14 protein-coding genes are annotated in these 15,414 nt (G+C 56.2%); 11 read left to right on the top strand and 3 right to left on the bottom strand.

The features are described from left to right. From D7241_RS18340 to D7241_RS18305, 8 genes are all read left to right on the top strand, one after another. Positions 1 to 1,311, top strand: a complete 1,311-nt coding sequence (locus tag D7241_RS18340) for a lipopolysaccharide biosynthesis protein (RefSeq protein WP_408102726.1) — start codon at positions 1 to 3, stop codon at positions 1,309 to 1,311. Between the two features lies 1 nt (position 1,312). Continuing rightward, a complete protein-coding gene (locus D7241_RS18335; RefSeq protein ID WP_408102725.1) occupies positions 1,313 to 2,542 on the top strand; it encodes a glycosyltransferase family 4 protein in 1,230 nt (409 codons plus the stop codon). Next, positions 2,539 to 2,664 carry a hypothetical protein gene (locus tag D7241_RS18330; protein WP_255981624.1) on the top strand — a complete coding sequence of 42 codons (126 nt, stop codon included), beginning with the start codon at positions 2,539 to 2,541 and terminating at the stop codon, positions 2,662 to 2,664. Before D7241_RS18335 ends, D7241_RS18330 begins: the two co-directional genes overlap by 4 nt. Positions 2,665 to 2,702: 38 nt before the next feature. Then, positions 2,703 to 3,827: a GDP-mannose 4,6-dehydratase gene (gene gmd, locus D7241_RS18325; protein ID WP_408102724.1), complete on the top strand. Its 1,125-nt coding sequence runs from the start codon at positions 2,703 to 2,705 to the stop codon at positions 3,825 to 3,827. 2 nt (positions 3,828 to 3,829) lie between these two features. Further along, positions 3,830 to 4,798 (top strand): GDP-L-fucose synthase family protein, encoded by a 969-nt coding sequence (locus D7241_RS18320; protein WP_408102723.1) that lies wholly within the window; start codon positions 3,830 to 3,832, stop codon positions 4,796 to 4,798. Between the two features lie 263 nt (positions 4,799 to 5,061). After that, on the top strand, positions 5,062 to 6,345 hold the full coding sequence (locus D7241_RS18315) for a hypothetical protein (RefSeq protein ID WP_408102722.1): 1,284 nt from the start codon (positions 5,062 to 5,064) through the stop codon (positions 6,343 to 6,345). A 31-nt stretch (positions 6,346 to 6,376) separates the two neighbouring features. Beyond that, positions 6,377 to 7,072: a glycosyltransferase gene (locus D7241_RS18310; RefSeq protein WP_408102721.1), complete on the top strand. Its 696-nt coding sequence runs from the start codon at positions 6,377 to 6,379 to the stop codon at positions 7,070 to 7,072. 64 nt (positions 7,073 to 7,136) lie between these two features. Then, positions 7,137 to 8,117: a phosphoribosyltransferase family protein gene (locus D7241_RS18305; RefSeq protein ID WP_408102720.1), complete on the top strand. Its 981-nt coding sequence runs from the start codon at positions 7,137 to 7,139 to the stop codon at positions 8,115 to 8,117. Positions 8,118 to 8,174: 57 nt separating this feature from the next. Here the strand turns inward: D7241_RS18305 and D7241_RS18300 are convergent, their stop codons facing one another. Beyond that, positions 8,175 to 9,224 (bottom strand): glycoside hydrolase family 5 protein, encoded by a 1,050-nt coding sequence (locus D7241_RS18300; RefSeq protein ID WP_408102719.1) that lies wholly within the window; start codon positions 9,222 to 9,224, stop codon positions 8,175 to 8,177. A gap of 183 nt (positions 9,225 to 9,407) precedes the next feature. Between D7241_RS18300 and D7241_RS18295 the strand changes: the two genes are divergently transcribed. Continuing rightward, positions 9,408 to 10,202, top strand: coding sequence for a WecB/TagA/CpsF family glycosyltransferase (locus D7241_RS18295; protein WP_408102718.1), 795 nt, complete (start codon positions 9,408 to 9,410; stop codon positions 10,200 to 10,202). A gap of 98 nt (positions 10,203 to 10,300) precedes the next feature. Here D7241_RS18295 and D7241_RS18290 read toward each other — a convergent pair whose 3' ends face one another. Beyond that, entirely contained in the window at positions 10,301 to 10,864 is a 564-nt protein-coding gene (locus D7241_RS18290; RefSeq protein WP_408102717.1) for a DUF488 family protein, read from the bottom strand. 3 nt (positions 10,865 to 10,867) lie between these two features. Next, positions 10,868 to 11,083, bottom strand: coding sequence for a DUF2945 domain-containing protein (locus tag D7241_RS18285; RefSeq protein ID WP_255979258.1), 216 nt, complete (start codon positions 11,081 to 11,083; stop codon positions 10,868 to 10,870). Positions 11,084 to 11,600: 517 nt separating this feature from the next. On the opposite strand from D7241_RS18285, the gene D7241_RS18280 reads away from it, so the two are divergent. Together D7241_RS18280 and D7241_RS18275 are read left to right on the top strand one after the other, a co-directional pair. After that, the gene (locus tag D7241_RS18280) at positions 11,601 to 13,727 is read left to right on the top strand and encodes a glycoside hydrolase family 5 protein (RefSeq protein ID WP_408102716.1); all 2,127 of its coding nucleotides are present in this window, start codon (positions 11,601 to 11,603) and stop codon (positions 13,725 to 13,727) included. A gap of 313 nt (positions 13,728 to 14,040) precedes the next feature. Next, positions 14,041 to 15,354 carry a lipopolysaccharide biosynthesis protein gene (locus D7241_RS18275; protein ID WP_408102715.1) on the top strand — a complete coding sequence of 438 codons (1,314 nt, stop codon included), beginning with the start codon at positions 14,041 to 14,043 and terminating at the stop codon, positions 15,352 to 15,354. Positions 15,355 to 15,414 lie beyond the last annotated feature (60 nt).

Here is a 15,414-nt window from a genome sequence, read left to right as displayed (position 1 = left end):
ATGCGTAGCAAGTTGCTGCGCAATATTGTCACCGTAGTGACAGGTACCGCGGGTGCGCAGGCGATCACCCTGGCGTTCATGCCGGTGATCACCCGCATCTATGGACCGGAAGCCTACGGCGTTCTGGGCACCTTTCTCAGCGTCACCATGATGCTGATTCCGGTTGCTGCGCTGACCTATCCCATCGCTATCGTGTTGCCCAAGCGCGATGGCGATGCGCGTGGGCTGGTGCGTCTGGCGTTGGCGATCGCACTGACGCTGTCGGTGGTCGTTGCCCTGTCCCTGCATTTGTTCGGCGGGCGTCTGGCTGAGGCGCTGGAGATCCAGATCATCCAGCCGTACCTGATGCTCATCCCGTTCGTCATGTTCTGCGGGGCGGCATTGGAAATCTGTCAGCAATGGCTGTTTCGCACCCAGCGCTTCCGCATCACGGCGAGCGTTGCAGTAGGGAACTCGCTGCTGTTCAACTCGATGCGGACCATCGCCGGTCTGGTGCAGTCTTCTGCGCTGGTACTGGTGTGCACCACCGCTCTGCAGCAGGCCCTGCACGCGGCAATGCTGGGGCTGGCGATGCTGCGAACGAAACCCCATGAGGACAATCACACCGGCGAAGCGGGGCAGGATAGCCCTGGCATGTTTGAGCTGGCCCGCAAGCACAGCGACTTTCCCAAGTTTCGCGCCCCGGTGATGCTGATCAATGCTGTCTCGCAGCATCTACCGACGCTAGTGCTCGCGGCCTATTTCGGCCCGGCCGCTGCTGGTTTCTTTGCTTTGTGCAAACAGGCGTTAACCATGCCGACCAACCTCATCGGCAAGTCGGTAGCGGACGTCTATTACCCACGTATCAGCCGCGCGATCCACGACCGGGAGCCAGTTGCGGCGATGCTGTTGAAGGCGACCACTGCTCTCGCGCTGGTCGGTCTGGTTCCGTTTGCGCTGGTCGCGATTCTCGGGCCATGGCTGTTTGCCTTTGTGTTTGGCGAGCAATGGCATGTGGCAGGCGAATATGCCCGCTGGCTGGCCCTGGCCGAGTATGTGGTCTTCGTTTCACGCCCCTGTGTAGTCGCGGTTCCGGCGCTGTCTCTGCAAGGCCGTTTCCTTCTGTTCGAGATATTCAGCACCAGTTTGCGTGTGCTTTCGCTATTCGGCGGTGCGCTTCTGATCGGCAACGCGCTGGCCACTGTCCAGGCCTTTACCGTCGCCAGCATCGTCATTTATTCGTCGCTGATCGTGATCGTGCTTATCGCCTCGCGCAGGTGGTATGCGGCCCAGCACTCGACGTTTCAGCACACCGAAGAGAGTTTCGATTGATATGAAGGTATTGCACTTGGTCGCCGGCGAACTGACCGGAGGCGCTGCTCGCGGCGCCTACTGGCTGCACCAGGGACTGCGCTCGCTGGGTGTCGATTCGCTCGTCTACACCAATAGCCAGGTTACCCATGGTGACACTTCGGTGGTGTCCGTCAGTCGCAGCAAGAAAGACAAGATCATCAGCATCGTTAGAAGCCAGGCCGATCAGGCGTTCGCCAGCGTTTATCGGGGGCGGCAGTCGGGAATGTTCAGTGCCGGCGTGATGGGTGCCGACTTCACCGGCAGCGCCGAGTGCCGTGAGGCTGACGTTGTGCATTTGCACTGGGTCAACGGTGGCTTCGTCGATATGAAGCACCTGGCCAAACTGCGCAAGCCGGTGGTCTGGACCATGCGTGACATGTGGCCGATGACTGGTGGCTGCCATTACGCCATGGGCTGCGAGAAATTCATTACCGGGTGCGGCAGCTGCGATCAGCTCGGCAGTACGTCCGACAAGGACCTGTCGCGCTTCGTGCTGAACCGCAAGCGCAAATACCTGCCCGAGTCGATGAAGATGATCGGCATCAGCGACTGGGTCACCGAGCAGGCCAAGCGGAGTCTGCTATTTCGCGATTTCGACGTGCGCACCATTCATAACAACGTCGACAGCAATGAATTCTTCCCGCTCGACAAGCAACTGGCTCGCCAGCTGTTGGGGCTGAACACCGACAAGAAGATCATTCTTACCGGCTGCACTAGCGCCAAAGACACCTACAAAGGCTTCGGCAAATACCTCGAGATGCTCAAGCACCTCGACCCGGCCAAGTATCACCTGTGCTTCTTCGGCAAGCTGGACCAGTCCATCGCCGATGGATTGGGTTTCGACTACACCTCGTTCGGCTATCTGCACGACAGCATCTCGCTGCGCCTGCTGTATTCGGCTGCGGATGTGTTCATCGCGCCGAGCCTGATGGAGGCATTCGGCAAAACGCTGGCCGAGGCCATGGGCTGCGGGACGCCGGTGGTGTGCTTCGACGCCACCGGCCCGAAGGACATCGTGACCCACAAGCACGACGGCTATAAGGCCGCGCCCTTCGAGGCCCTGGGGCTCGCCGAAGGTGTCGAGTGGGTCACCGGCGAGGCGGACTATCCACAACTCGCGCTCAACGCACGGGAAAAGATCACCAGCACCTTCGACAGTCTGGTCATCGCCCGGCAGTACCAGGCGCTGTACGAGGAAATGCTCGCATGAACGGTCCGTCCGTCCGCGCCGGGTATCGCGGTAACGCCTCGTTAACCTCGGCGGCCAACAATCAACCGAACTTGCTGTCTGTGGGGCAGGGCGCTCAGTTGCGCCTGCCCGGCAATGCATAAACCAACCCTTGTCATCTGGAACCTACAGGTACTCTGAAATGGAAAAGAAACGCGCGCTGATCACCGGCATTACTGGCCAGGACGGTTCCTACCTTGCCGAGTTACTGCTGGAAAAGGGCTACGAGGTGCACGGCATCAAACGCCGCGCTTCGCTGTTCAATACCCAGCGGGTCGACCATATCTATCAGGACCATCATGTCGAGGATCAGAACTTCGTTCTGCACTATGGTGATCTGACCGATTCGTCGAACCTGACCCGGATCATCCAGGAAGTGCAGCCCGACGAGGTGTACAACCTGGGAGCCCAGTCGCATGTCGCGGTCAGCTTCGAGTCGCCCGAGTACACCGCTGACGTAGACGGCATGGGTACGCTGCGCATCCTCGAAGCCATTCGCCTGCTGGGGCTGGAAAAGAAGACGCGCTTCTACCAGGCCTCCACCTCCGAGCTCTATGGTCTGGTGCAGGAAATTCCGCAGAAGGAAACCACGCCGTTCTACCCGCGCTCGCCCTACGCAGTGGCCAAGCTGTACGCCTACTGGATCACGGTCAACTACCGCGAGGCCTATGGCATGTACGCCTGCAACGGCATTCTGTTCAATCACGAGTCGCCGCGCCGCGGCGAGACGTTTGTGACCCGCAAGATCACCCGTGGCTTGGCGAACATTGCCCAGGGACTGGAGAAATGCCTGCACATGGGCAACCTCGATGCGCTGCGTGACTGGGGCCATGCGAAGGATTACGTGCGTATGCAGTGGATGATGCTGCAGCAGGAGCAGGCCGAAGACTTCGTCATCGCCACCGGTGTGCAGTACTCGGTGCGCGAGTTCATCAAGTGGTCGGCCGCCGAGCTCGGTGTTCAGCTGAGCTTTGAAGGTAGTGGTGTGGACGAACGGGCCATCGTCTCCAGTATCGAAGGCGACAAGGCACCGGCGCTCAAGGTAGGCGATGTCATCGTCCGTATCGATCCGCGTTACTTCCGCCCGGCAGAAGTGGAAACCCTGCTCGGTGACCCGAGCCGGGCCAAGAACAAGCTCGGCTGGACGCCGGAGATCAGCGTGCAGGAAATGTGCGCCGAGATGGTCCGCGAAGACCTGAAAGTCGCCCAGCGCCATGCTCTGCTGAAAGAGCACGGCTTCGACATCCCAGTGACGTTGGAGAACTGAATATGAATCGTGACGCACGTATTTTCGTTGCGGGGCACCGGGGAATGGTTGGCTCTGCGATTGTCCGCCGCCTGCATGCGCTGGGGTACGACAACATCATCACGCGTGGCCGTGAAGAGCTGGACCTCGTCGACCAGGCGGCGGTGAATGCGTTCTTCGCCGAGAACAAGATAGATCAGGTTTACATGGCGTCGGCCAAGGTGGGCGGTATCCATGCCAACAACACCTATCCGGCCGAGTTCATCTATCAGAACCTGATGGTCGAGGCGAACATCATTCATGCGGCGCATTGCAACGATGTGCAGAAACTGTTGTTCCTCGGCTCGTCCTGCATCTATCCGAAATTCGCCGAACAGCCGATGAAGGAAGAGGCCCTGGTGACCGGCGTGCTAGAGCCGACCAACGAGCCGTACGCGGTAGCCAAGATCGCCGGCATCAAACTTTGCGAAAGTTACAACCGCCAGTACGGCCGCGACTATCGCAGTGTGATGCCCACTAACCTCTATGGTCCTAACGACAACTTCCACCCGGAAAACAGCCACGTGGTGCCGGCGTTGCTGAAGCGCTTCCACGAAGCGGCCCAGCGGGGCGATGACGAGGTGGTCATCTGGGGCAGTGGCAAGCCGCAGCGCGAGTTTCTCCATGTAGACGACATGGCCGCTGCCAGCGTGCATGTGATGGAGCTGGATGACGCAACCTACCGGGCGCACACCCAGCCGATGCTGTCGCACATCAACGTGGGTACCGGCGTCGACTGCAGCATTCGCGAACTGGCCGAAACCATCACCCGAGTCACCGAGTACCAGGGGCAGCTGACCTTCGACAGCAGCAAGCCGGACGGCACGCCACGCAAACTGATGGACGTTTCCCGGCTCAAGGCGCTGGGCTGGCAAGCCAGCATCAGCCTGGAGGATGGCCTGCGCGATGCCTATCGCTGGTTCGTGGATAACCAGCACCAAGCGCGGCATTGAGCATGGTCGCCGCGTCCCGCTGCCTGCGCGGTGCAGGTCTGTCTGGCAAGTGGACGTAAACCGGCCAGGCGAGCGGCAGACGCCATCGTGTGAAGAACCTGGCGCATTTGGCTGAGCAGCAGCGGACTTTTTCGCCGCTGCAGTTGTCCATCCATGGCACATGTTTCCTCGCCGCGGGTGAACCGTCTCCCCTGAGTCGTCAAAAAACCATGCCGGCTCGGTTCTATGTTCGCCACGTCAAATCTGGATATTGGGGATAGCGCTTGTTAAGGAAAGTTCTGGCGTACAAGAATCTGCTGTTCATGCTGCTGTTGCTGAACTCCACCTGCTTCTTCCTGACGGACGACAAGCGGGCAGGAATTCCGTATCTCCAGGAGCTGTTTTTGGTTCTTGTCGTCGCAGCGACAGTCTGCCTATTCGTCGCATGGAAGTGGGTCTACCAGTCCAAGACCAGTCTCTGGATCATTTTCATGGGCACCATGCTGCCCGTGATATCCGCAGTGCTCGCCAACCTCAACTTTGGCCAGCCCCTTGCGTACGGCTTGCTCGAAGAGCGTCGCTTCTTCCAATATCTGGTGTTTTTCCCGACTCTGTTTCTGTTGATCAAGGCGGCTCCGACCCAGGAAGAACTGGCGAAATATTTCCTGTACATAGCTGTGTTCTGCGCAACCTTGGGCTTTGCCTATTACCTGGGGATCGTCCCGCAGAACGACGTGTTTTCCTTTACCGTCGACAACTGGGCGCAATACGAAGATCTGCTGCGGCCGAATCGCTTCCGTATCGGCTCGCCCTTCGTCACGATCGCGGCGTTCATGTTGATGTACAGCATGAAGGATCGGGTCACCGTTGGCCGGTTGGTGATTCTTCTCTACCTTGTGGCCTATCTATGGCTGGTCATGCAGACCCGGCAGACCATGCTGGTCTGGGCGTTGGCCGGCATGTGGATCTTCCGCAAGCGCATCGACTCGTTGATGAAGATGAGCGTGCTCGGCGTAACGATCTTGCTGGTTTCGTATTTCCTGGTGCCCGAGTTTTATTACGAGCAATTCGCAAGATTCGAAGCGTTGCTATTCGACGCGACATCCGGAGCTGGCGTGCGCGACATGACCGTCTCGATCATTCTGGATAGCATCAGCGCAAACAACTATTTCGGCATGGGTGCGTTGTCCCTGCAATGGAATGGCGGATTTACGAGAATCTATAATTCGCACTTCTACCTCGCCGATGTTGGAATATTTGGCGTCTACTATCGCTACGGATTCCTCACGCCGATCGCTGCACTAATTTTCTATGGTGGCTTCATCTGGATAATGCGGCAGTGCTCGAACAAGGGCAGTCTGCTGGCGGCACTGCAGCTATCTTTCGTGGTGAGTATGCTGAACATTGCGCTATCCAATGCGCTGACTTTTTCCGGCGATATATATGGGATGGCCGCGGCATTTTTCCTTTATTACGCCAAATTGCAAACGGCAACTACCCCTCTTACGGCAAATCTTGGGCAGGTAAATTATGGTCAGTTTCAGTATCGTAACTATAAACTGGAATAATCTGGATGGCCTCAAGGAAACCTATCAGAGCTTGGCCAATCAGACTTATCGGAATTTCCGCTGGATTGTCGTCGATGGCGCATCCAAGGATGGCAGCGGCGAGTGGCTGCATAATCTCAACGATAGCCAGGCGGAAATAACCATCGAACCCGATAAGGGTATCTACGATGCGATGAACAAGGGTCGCCTTCGTGCTATCGAGACACCAGGCTATACCTTGTTTCTTAATAGTGGCGACTCACTTGCTGGTCCTGATGTGCTGGCGAAGATAAATGCTGCATTGACGAAGCCGGCAGTTGCGCCCAAGTTTATTTATGGCGACTTCTATCGAAAAGAATCCGCCGGTAATTTGAAGCTAACTAGGGCACGGCCCATCGAGCGAGCGCCGCTGGGCCTGCCCGCCAGCCATCAGACCATGTACTTCGAAAATGAACGGTTGCGGCAGTTTGAATTCCGACTCGACTACAAACTCTCCGCAGATTACTGCCTGTTGCTCGAGTTCCTGCAAGGGTTGGATCTGCAGAGTGAAGTCATGCAACTGTCGTTTCCATTGTGCATATTCGATACCAACGGTGTGTCGCACAAACGGCGCTTCGAGGCGATTCGTGAAGATATGGATATCAGAACGCGCTTTCTGAACTTTTCCAAGCCGAACGCTTTCGGCCTGTATGTGTTGCATTACATGCATACGCACAGCAAGCAGTTACGCTCGGCTTTAGGGCGTTAACGGATAGACAGGTTTTTCTATCTAGGCTGGACCATTAAAAGAACAGGGCGCAGGAGCGTGTTCGATGAATTACCGAAGCCTTAACGATCTATCGCGGCTCAGCACAGAATGTGCGGGTAAGATTTCCAGTGATGTCGACTTGGTGGTCGGCATACCGCGAAGCGGGATGTTGGTGGCCAGCATCATCGCATTGAAGCAGAACCTGCCGTTGACGGATCTCTATTCGTTCCTGCGCAACGATGATCTGAAAAAAGGCAGTACACGTACTTACAAGCACGCCGAGCTGGTCAAACCAAGGGATGCAAAAAAGATTCTACTGGTGGATGACAGCATTTCCTCAGCCAAGTCGATGCGGGCCGCGGAGGAACAGGTCCGCGCTGTCTACGAGGGTAATGTCGTGACCATGGCGGTATTCGCTGAAAGGCACAATCGACACCATGTGGATATGTACCTGGATCTCGTCGAGCAGCCTCGTGTGTTCGAATGGAATGTCATGCACCATCCTTTTCTGACCCAGGCTTGCCTCGATATCGACGGCGTGCTCTGTGTTGACCCGACTATCGAGGAAAACGACGACGGTCCGAACTACAGGGAATTCCTCAGCTGCACGCGTCCGCTGTTCATCCCCTCGGTCAAGGTCGCGCATCTGGTGACCAGCCGACTAGAGAAATACCGTGCCGAAACCGAAGCGTGGCTCCAGCGCAATGGTGTGCAGTACGGAACTCTGCATATGCTCGATCTTCCCACTGCCGAAGAGCGTCGCCGGTTGAACATTCACCACAAATTCAAGGCGGAGGTTTATGCCAGACAACCGCTGACGCGGTTATTCGTCGAGAGCGAGGTCAAGCAGGCCGTGGAGATCATGAAGCTCAGCGGCAAGCCGGTGTACTGCATCGAGACCAACGAAATGTATGTGCCAGGTCAGGTATACAACCTCAAGGCCAATACATTAAGGAAGGCCTATAGCCTGAAGGCGAAACTGATCGGCAAGGCAAAGACGACAATGGCGAAATGGATGTCGGCGTCGCCCTCGTCAAAAAGCTGAATGCTCCGTATCGGCTGCGTCAGATATGCGGCCATACGGAGCGAGAGGGGCGAGCGTTCAGCCATTTGGCCCGATGCGGCTGCAATCGCCTTTATTGATGTACTTGCTGAGTACTTCCCATTGTGGGCGGTTCTTACCGTCCTTTGTCGGCTCGATGGATAACTTGTACTTGCCCCAAGCCGAACCAGCCGCCCAATAGGTCATGGGAACGCAGTGGTCCTGCAAGTAGGCCAGCAGGTTATCCATTGCTTCCAACAGGCGCGGCTCATCGGCAGGGATACCGAACTCGCCGATCTGACCTTGCTTGTCATGCTTGATCAGCCAGTCGATAAAAGGCTTGACTCTTTTAACACCGAGCATGGTGTCGAAATCATCTTCAAGCGGTTCCTTGTATTGTCCGCTACTGTGTTTGTCGAGGTACAGGTGGGCGGAAAAAATCAATTTGTCGGAGGGGTCTTTCAATTGCAGCAGCGGATCATTGAATTTTGGCCAAAGAAAGCTGCTGGACCAGAAGTTGCCTTCGATGAACAAGGTCCGCTTCGTATCGTGTTTTCTAATTGCATCGATACCGGCCTGAGCTGCAGCCGGCCAGTATTCGTCAGCTCCGTGTGGCTCGTTCATGATGTCGTAAGCGTAGAGACCGTCTTGGTCTTTCCAGCGTTTGGCAATGCGCTCCAGCAAGTCTTCATAAGCGGATATCGGTACTGCATCGGTTCCGATTATCTGTTTCCGGTAACGTGCGTAATTATGAATATCGAGGATGACACGCATGTCATTGTCGGCGGCTTGCTGCAGCGTCTGTTCGATCAACTGTGCATAGTCTTCGTCAAGTTCGCCATTCAGTTCGTGCTGCAAACGCTCCCACATGATGGGAAAGCGAATGGTCTTGATGCCCTTGTCTCGCCACTTCGAAAGGTATCCTGGAGCGGGAAAGAAATAATTTGTTTTATATTTTCCAGGTATGACATTGCCGGAAAAAGCGGCACCACCAACATTCAGCCCGACCAGATCAATATTTTCTGCCTCGCTTGCGGCACTCCCGAGCACAAGTGCGAGTCCGAGGAATATTCCTTTTGACCGTTTCGAAGCGTTGCGTGTCCCTATCATCTCACTGCCTCTTTTTACTCTTTGGGAGGGTGTCGCTGGTGCGACTGCTTCGTTTGTCCGACATAGGCACACATTGTTCAGTTTTTTTCTCAGCGGACCTTCGCCCTGTGCGCACAGCCTGAACCAGGCTTGCCCGCATAGCCTTACCGACTTGATTTTGATTTACAGACAGAGAAGCTATTTATGAAAAATCCCCTCGCCAGAAGGATGGATCCTTTGATAGGGAAGCTGAAACTACTGGATGAGACTGATACCGGCCCTTTTATATCTGAGCTGAAGAAGCGCGAATCGCCGACCATTCTTGGCTTCCTCAATCAGCACGGCTACAACATTGCGCAACGTCATCCATCCGTTCTGGCCAGTTTTCTGCAAGTCAACTATCTGCTGCGCGACGGTATCGGGATCAAGATGGCCTGCTTGTTCAACGGGCTCGATCCAAAGGCCAACCTCAACGGGTCAGACTTTATTCCTGAAATGATCGAAGAGTTAGTAGGTGACTCCGAAGATCGCTATGAGTTATTTGCGATGGGCACTCGCGAGCCCTGGTTGAGCGACGGCGCGCGCGGGCTGTTCGGGGATCGTAAGTTCCACGCGGTTGATGGATTCAAGCGTTCCGAGGACTATCTGAAGTTCTATCAGGACCATCATGTTCCAGGCCGCTTCCCGATCATCGTGCTGGCGATGGGAATGCCCAAGCAGGAACATGTGGCGCTACATTTGCAGAAAGCGATGGATACCCGCGCGCTGTTGATCTGCGGTGGCGCCATTCTGGACTTCTCGGCGCAGCGCTTTCCCCGTGCGCCGATGTTCTTCCGCCGGTTCGGGCTGGAATGGGCGTTTCGCATGCTCATCGAGCCGCGCCGCCTGTTCAAACGTTACGCCGTTGGGATTCCGGTGTTCTTTTATTACCTGTCGCGCAACGCCTTCTCGGGTGCGCGCCGTGTCGGTAGCTGGACTGCGCTCAAGCGCGAGCCCTGAATCAGCTCTCGTTCTTTGCCGCACGGCGAAAGCGTCGGCGGCAGAGCAGGGTAGACCAAGGCAGTCGGCTAACCTTCTACCAGCCATGTCAGTAATTTTCAGGTTGTGTCTGGCCCGATTGTTTTCAGAGCCTCTCCCACCCCCTCGACATACGTCAGCTCACCATCCTCAAGCCGCGCAGGCGAGGTGTAGGGATGCAGCGTCAGCCGCTGCTCGTCCTGAATGTGCAGTACTTCGATGCCGCGCAACTTCAGCACATCCGACACCATAGAGCGATGGCACCGCCACCAAAGCACTTCCGCGCACATCATCGCGGTCGGTTGCTCCGCTGCCAGAAGCAAAAGTCGTTGCAGTCCGCTGGCAAATTCGTCCGTCTTTAGATGTTCGGCATAGCCGCGGAAGGACGTGTTGCGCCAGGCGCTCTTGCTCGGTCCTGGAGGGGCTCGGCGGCGCCCGCCAAGTTCCTCGATCCACTCATAGGCGATCCCGTTCTTTGCGAGCGCGGTTTCGAGATTCGCTGACATGAACTGAGGCAAGCGCCTCGACCCCGGAAAACGACGAACATCGGCAACCGCCTCGATGCCGTAGTGCCTTAGCAAGGCGATAAACGCCTCTGAGGTACGTGTGGAGTGGCCGACTGTCCAGATCGGTGGCAGCGCCATGGGTCACTTGACCTTGGTCAACGCGCTGCCCTTGTGCATCGCCACGTGGTCCGTCTTGTCGCTTTGAATTTCATATTGGGGCTCCTCCGGGCTGGCTCGTCGCGTGTGCCCTTTGTAGTCGGTGTCTTGGGTATGCACCTTGGTGACATGACCCGTCACATGGCCTGCTTCTGAATTCCAGCGGACGTGATCACCGACCTTGAATGTGGATTGCGTCATGGTTGCTCCGGTTGCGGATGGTGGGTTCATTTCGGGAATAACCGGCAGAAAAATTCCTTTCGCTCTGATAAGCCGACCGAAAACAAGAGCGTCTCGTTGTGTCCGTTCGTCGGACAACGCTATAGGAAAAACATAAGTTGCCGAGGCTTGCTATTCAAAAAACTGACGCTGAATCAGCGAGCACCGAAACGGTTTAAAGCGGTTTAATCACTATCAAGGGCAATATCAAAGAGCCATGTACTAATAGCGCGTTAATGGCCGGTCAAAATCGTGGCGGTGGATTGACGATCAAAGCCCGTCAAAAAAATTTTGAGTTCTTTTTAAAACCTATTATAAAGCCGCCACGCAACGGATTGCCGGGTTCCCCACCAAGGTAATCCGGCGTCCTTTGCCAAGCGGTTCGTCCGGTTGCGCGTAGTGAAACATCTGCCCAGTAAGCGCCTGTACGACTTAATTAACTCCCGCCTCTTTTTTAAAGGCTTCGGCCTTTTGAAGTATTAAGTTCCGGAGAGACTGAATGTCTATCAATGTATTTGCTGGTGCCCCCAAGGCACTTGTTCGCTCCATCGCTCTCGCTGCAGTATTTGGCTCCGTCGCCATTAGCGGCCAAGCGGCTGCCGCCATTACGGTAAGTGCCTCCTCGGCCACCGCCTTCACGTCTTCAATCAACAAGTTCACCAGTAACGATTTCCTTAATGGTGTCTGGCGCCGGACTGCAGGTTTTTCGGCCCCGGCAAGTTCTGCCGCGATCGCCGCCTTCAAGCCGGGCGTAGAGATCAAATTTGCTGATGGCCAAGTGCGCAAGATCAGCAAGGTTTATGTCGTCGGTAAAAACATCAGCGTCTATGTCGCTGGCGGCCTGCTCGATGGCGCCAAGGTCGGCGCACCGCACAAGGTCAGCACCGTTGTCAGCGCGGTGGAGGCCCCGGCCACAGCCGCTCCGGCTCCGGCTCCGACTGCACCCAGCAGCAGCTACACCGTCAAATTGAATGACTTCACCAGCTCGGATTGGGATAAAGGCATCTACCGCAAGTCGCCCGGTTTCTCGATCCCCGATACCGCCGCCAACAAGGCCGCGTTCGCTGTCGGTGCGTCGGTGAAATTGGCTGACGGCCAGGTACGCAAAGTTACCGCCGTCTATGACGCGGGCGCGCACCTTTCGATCATGATGGGGGGCTCGGCGTTGTCTGCCAGCGCCGTTGGTTATCCGAACACTGTTAGTGTGGGGTCCAGCACCGGCACTACCACCGGTCCGACAACCGCCAAGCCTGCTCCGGCTCCGGCTCCGGCACCGAGTGCGCCTAGCAGCACTTACACTGCCGCTATGAACAGCTTCACCAGCGCTGACTGGGACAACGGCATCTACCGCAAGGCGGCAGGTTTCTCGATCCCGGACACCACCGGCAACAAGGCAGCGTTCGTTACCGGTGCATCGGTGAAACTGGCGGACGGTCAGGTACGCAAGGTTACTGCCGTCTATGACGTCGGTGCGCATCTCTCTGTCATGCTGAGTGGCACTGCGCTGTCGGGCAGCGCCGTTGGTTATCCGAAAACCATCAGCGTGGTTTCCGGCAACACCGCTACGACGCCTCCTGCGACCACCACGCCAGCGCCGGCACCTGCTCCGACACCGGCCCCGGCTCCGGCGCCCACCACTCCTGTGGTCAGCGACGGCAGCGGTATCGACCTGGTTGGTGTGAACTTCGGTTCCGGTGTGTTCGATCCGTCGAACGTCCCGGGTCTGTTCAACAAGAATTACACCTACGCTGACGAGTCTTACTATAAGCGTCATAGCGAGTTGGGCTTCAAGCTGGTGCGCCTGGGCTTCCTCTGGGAGCGGATCCAGCCGAAACTCGGCACCGAGCTGAACGCCGCGGAGCTGGCACGTATCAAGCAGTCGTTGGATTACGCTCAGAAGTACGGCATCAAGGTCATTCTTGATATGCACAACTACTACCGCTACTACGGAAAGCTCATCAATTCGCCTGAGGTCCCGCGCGCGCAGTTCTCCGCTACTTGGCGTCGTCTGGCTCAAGCAGTATCGAAGCACCCTGCCATGTATGGCTATGGTTTGATGAACGAGCCGTATAACACCAGCAATGGTCTGTGGCCCAAGACCGCTCTGGAAGCTGCTCAGGCAATCCGTACCGTTGATTCATCCAAGTGGATCATGGTGGCCGGTGATCGCTTCTCGAACGCTTTCTTCTGGGAGCAGTTCAACAGCCAGCTGATTAGCGATCCGTGGATGCGTGACCCGAAAAACAACTTGGTGTTCGAAGCGCATCAGTATCTCGACAAGGATCATTCGGGTACCTACACCAATCGCGCTGAAACCTTCGATCCGATGCTGGGCGTAAATCGCGTCAAGCCGTGGGTCGAGTGGCTGAAAAAGAACAATCTGCGTGGCTACCTCGGTGAGCACGGTATTTCGGATTACGCCCCGTCGGCTGTAGTCGCCACGGACAAACTGCTGGCTTACCTGCAACAGAACTGCATTCCGAGCACTTACTGGGCGGCCGGTCCATGGTGGGGCGACAACCACATGGCGCTGGACGTTTCGACCAACAAGGCTCGTCCGCAACTGCCGGTTTTGCAGAAGCACGCAGCTACGAAGAAGACCTGCAGCACCATCGGCCCGATGTAAGTCGATAGCCGACAGCGATAAGCACTGCTAGGGATTAGCCCGGCAGAACTAAAAAACGCCCCGACTGGTTCGGGGCGTTTTTTTTTGCCACGCAAAGGTGCGGTGTCTCCAGCGTTCAGGTCGTTGAAACGTAGGCGAGGCAGGCTGGAAACGCCGACTATTTTCCTACCATCGCCGATGGCATCGGCTGCGGTTCGTCCAGTCCTGCTTTCTGGCGGAGAGGAACTTTCCCCGCAGCTGACGTTCTTTTTGGGGTGCTTAACCGTCCATGACAACGTCGGTAATCCCAGCGTGCTTGGATTGAGGAGAATCAATGAAATCGGTACACGCAACGGATGCCCCCGAGCCAGGAATGAAAGCCGAACTTGTCCGCTATGCGCGGCTGGTCATAACCAAGGGCAGCGGCTCGGGCGCTATGCTCGGCCTCAATATCCTGCTGGCTCGACTATTAGTTCCGGACCTCGCAGGCACGATTTTTTTCTGCGTCGCGCTGGGCACCTTCGTTTCGCTGGTTTCCCGGTTGGGCCTGGATGTTGCGTGTCTGAAAAATATTGCCTCTTTGCAAGAAGATCGGCAGCGCAGTTATTTCGATCGGTCGCTGACGCTGGCCTTCCTTGCGAATGTTCCGGCGATTCTGATTGGCCTGGTAGTGGTTTATTTCTCCAAAACTACAGAGTCTCACTTTCAGCTGTCGGCAATACTTTTCGCTTCGGCAGCGTTGTGCATTTCGCTGACGCACATATCGAGCGAAACGCTCAAGGCGAAGGAAAGAACCAGCGAAGGATTATTCTGGCAAACCGGTTTTCAGCCGGGCTTGACGCTTATATTGGTCTGGATAACCGGCAGTGAGCTGAACACAGTAGTCGCCTGTTTTGCGGTCAGCTATTTGCTTGGCATGCTCGGTTCGGTTAGTCGGGCCAGGATGAGCCTGCCGAAAGTGGTGGGGACTAGCGCAGTAGGCTGGAAAGAAATGCTGGTGTTATGTCTGCCCTTAATGCTCATCGCTGTGACCAACAGCGTTATAGAACTCTCCGATACGGTGCTGTTGGGTCTGATCCGTTCGGCTGGTGAAGTCAGCATTTATTACATCTGCGCAAAAGTGACCGCGCTATCCACCACCCTGTTATTTATCATCAACGGAACCATTGCTCCAGGCATCGCTAGGCGGTGGTCCCGCCGGGACTATGCCGGTGCATTCTCCATCGTTAATAAATATTCGAAGGTAATGCTCGGCTTGGCAGTCGTCATTCTTGCCGCAATGTTTTTGTTGCACGACTACATCTTGATGGTCTTTGGCGAGCAATACCGGGAGGAAGGAGCTTTCCCCTTGCTGGTATTGGCGACAGGGTATTTCTTCGTCTTGGCGGCCGGGCCCTTATGCATCTTCATGACAATGACCGGGCACCATCGCCAATATTTGCACAACAATATGGCCGCCGCTGTGCTCAATCTGGTTCTAAACTTGTTTTTGATTCCACGATACGGAGTGAATGGCGCCTGCTTTGCCACCGCTCTGGCTTTGTCGCTTAAAAACATACTGCTCTATGTGCAGTTCAAACGAATACAGCGCAAGCCGGGCGGGGATAGCCCTGGCAACCAGCTTCCGATACAGCACGAGCCTGCTTGACATCGTCGCGCTCAGGCCTTCTCTGAGTGCAATAGACGAGCCGGACTAATCGATACGCCA

The sequence above is a fragment of the Stutzerimonas sp. VN223-3 genome, assembly GCF_045999685.1.
GTDB lineage: Bacteria > Pseudomonadota > Gammaproteobacteria > Pseudomonadales > Pseudomonadaceae > Stutzerimonas > Stutzerimonas stutzeri_AR.
This window is presented reverse-complemented; position numbering and strand designations above follow the sequence as displayed.

Excerpts from the sequence above, each read along its gene's own strand:
- D7241_RS18285 (WP_255979258.1), bottom strand. The coding sequence starts at position 11,083 with ATGACGCAATCCACATTCAAGGTCGGTGATCACGTCCGCTGGAATTCA.
- D7241_RS18335 (WP_408102725.1), top strand. The coding sequence starts at position 1,313 with ATGAAGGTATTGCACTTGGTCGCCGGCGAACTGACCGGAGGCGCTGCT.
- D7241_RS18320 (WP_408102723.1), top strand. The coding sequence starts at position 3,830 with ATGAATCGTGACGCACGTATTTTCGTTGCGGGGCACCGGGGAATGGTT.
- D7241_RS18330 (WP_255981624.1), top strand. The coding sequence starts at position 2,539 with ATGAACGGTCCGTCCGTCCGCGCCGGGTATCGCGGTAACGCCTCGTTA.
- gmd (WP_408102724.1), top strand. The coding sequence starts at position 2,703 with ATGGAAAAGAAACGCGCGCTGATCACCGGCATTACTGGCCAGGACGGT.
- D7241_RS18280 (WP_408102716.1), top strand. The coding sequence starts at position 11,601 with ATGTCTATCAATGTATTTGCTGGTGCCCCCAAGGCACTTGTTCGCTCC.
- D7241_RS18340 (WP_408102726.1), top strand. The coding sequence starts at position 1 with ATGCGTAGCAAGTTGCTGCGCAATATTGTCACCGTAGTGACAGGTACC.
- D7241_RS18275 (WP_408102715.1), top strand. The coding sequence starts at position 14,041 with ATGAAATCGGTACACGCAACGGATGCCCCCGAGCCAGGAATGAAAGCC.
- D7241_RS18305 (WP_408102720.1), top strand. The coding sequence starts at position 7,137 with ATGAATTACCGAAGCCTTAACGATCTATCGCGGCTCAGCACAGAATGT.
- D7241_RS18300 (WP_408102719.1), bottom strand. The coding sequence starts at position 9,224 with ATGATAGGGACACGCAACGCTTCGAAACGGTCAAAAGGAATATTCCTC.
- D7241_RS18290 (WP_408102717.1), bottom strand. The coding sequence starts at position 10,864 with ATGGCGCTGCCACCGATCTGGACAGTCGGCCACTCCACACGTACCTCA.
- D7241_RS18295 (WP_408102718.1), top strand. The coding sequence starts at position 9,408 with ATGAAAAATCCCCTCGCCAGAAGGATGGATCCTTTGATAGGGAAGCTG.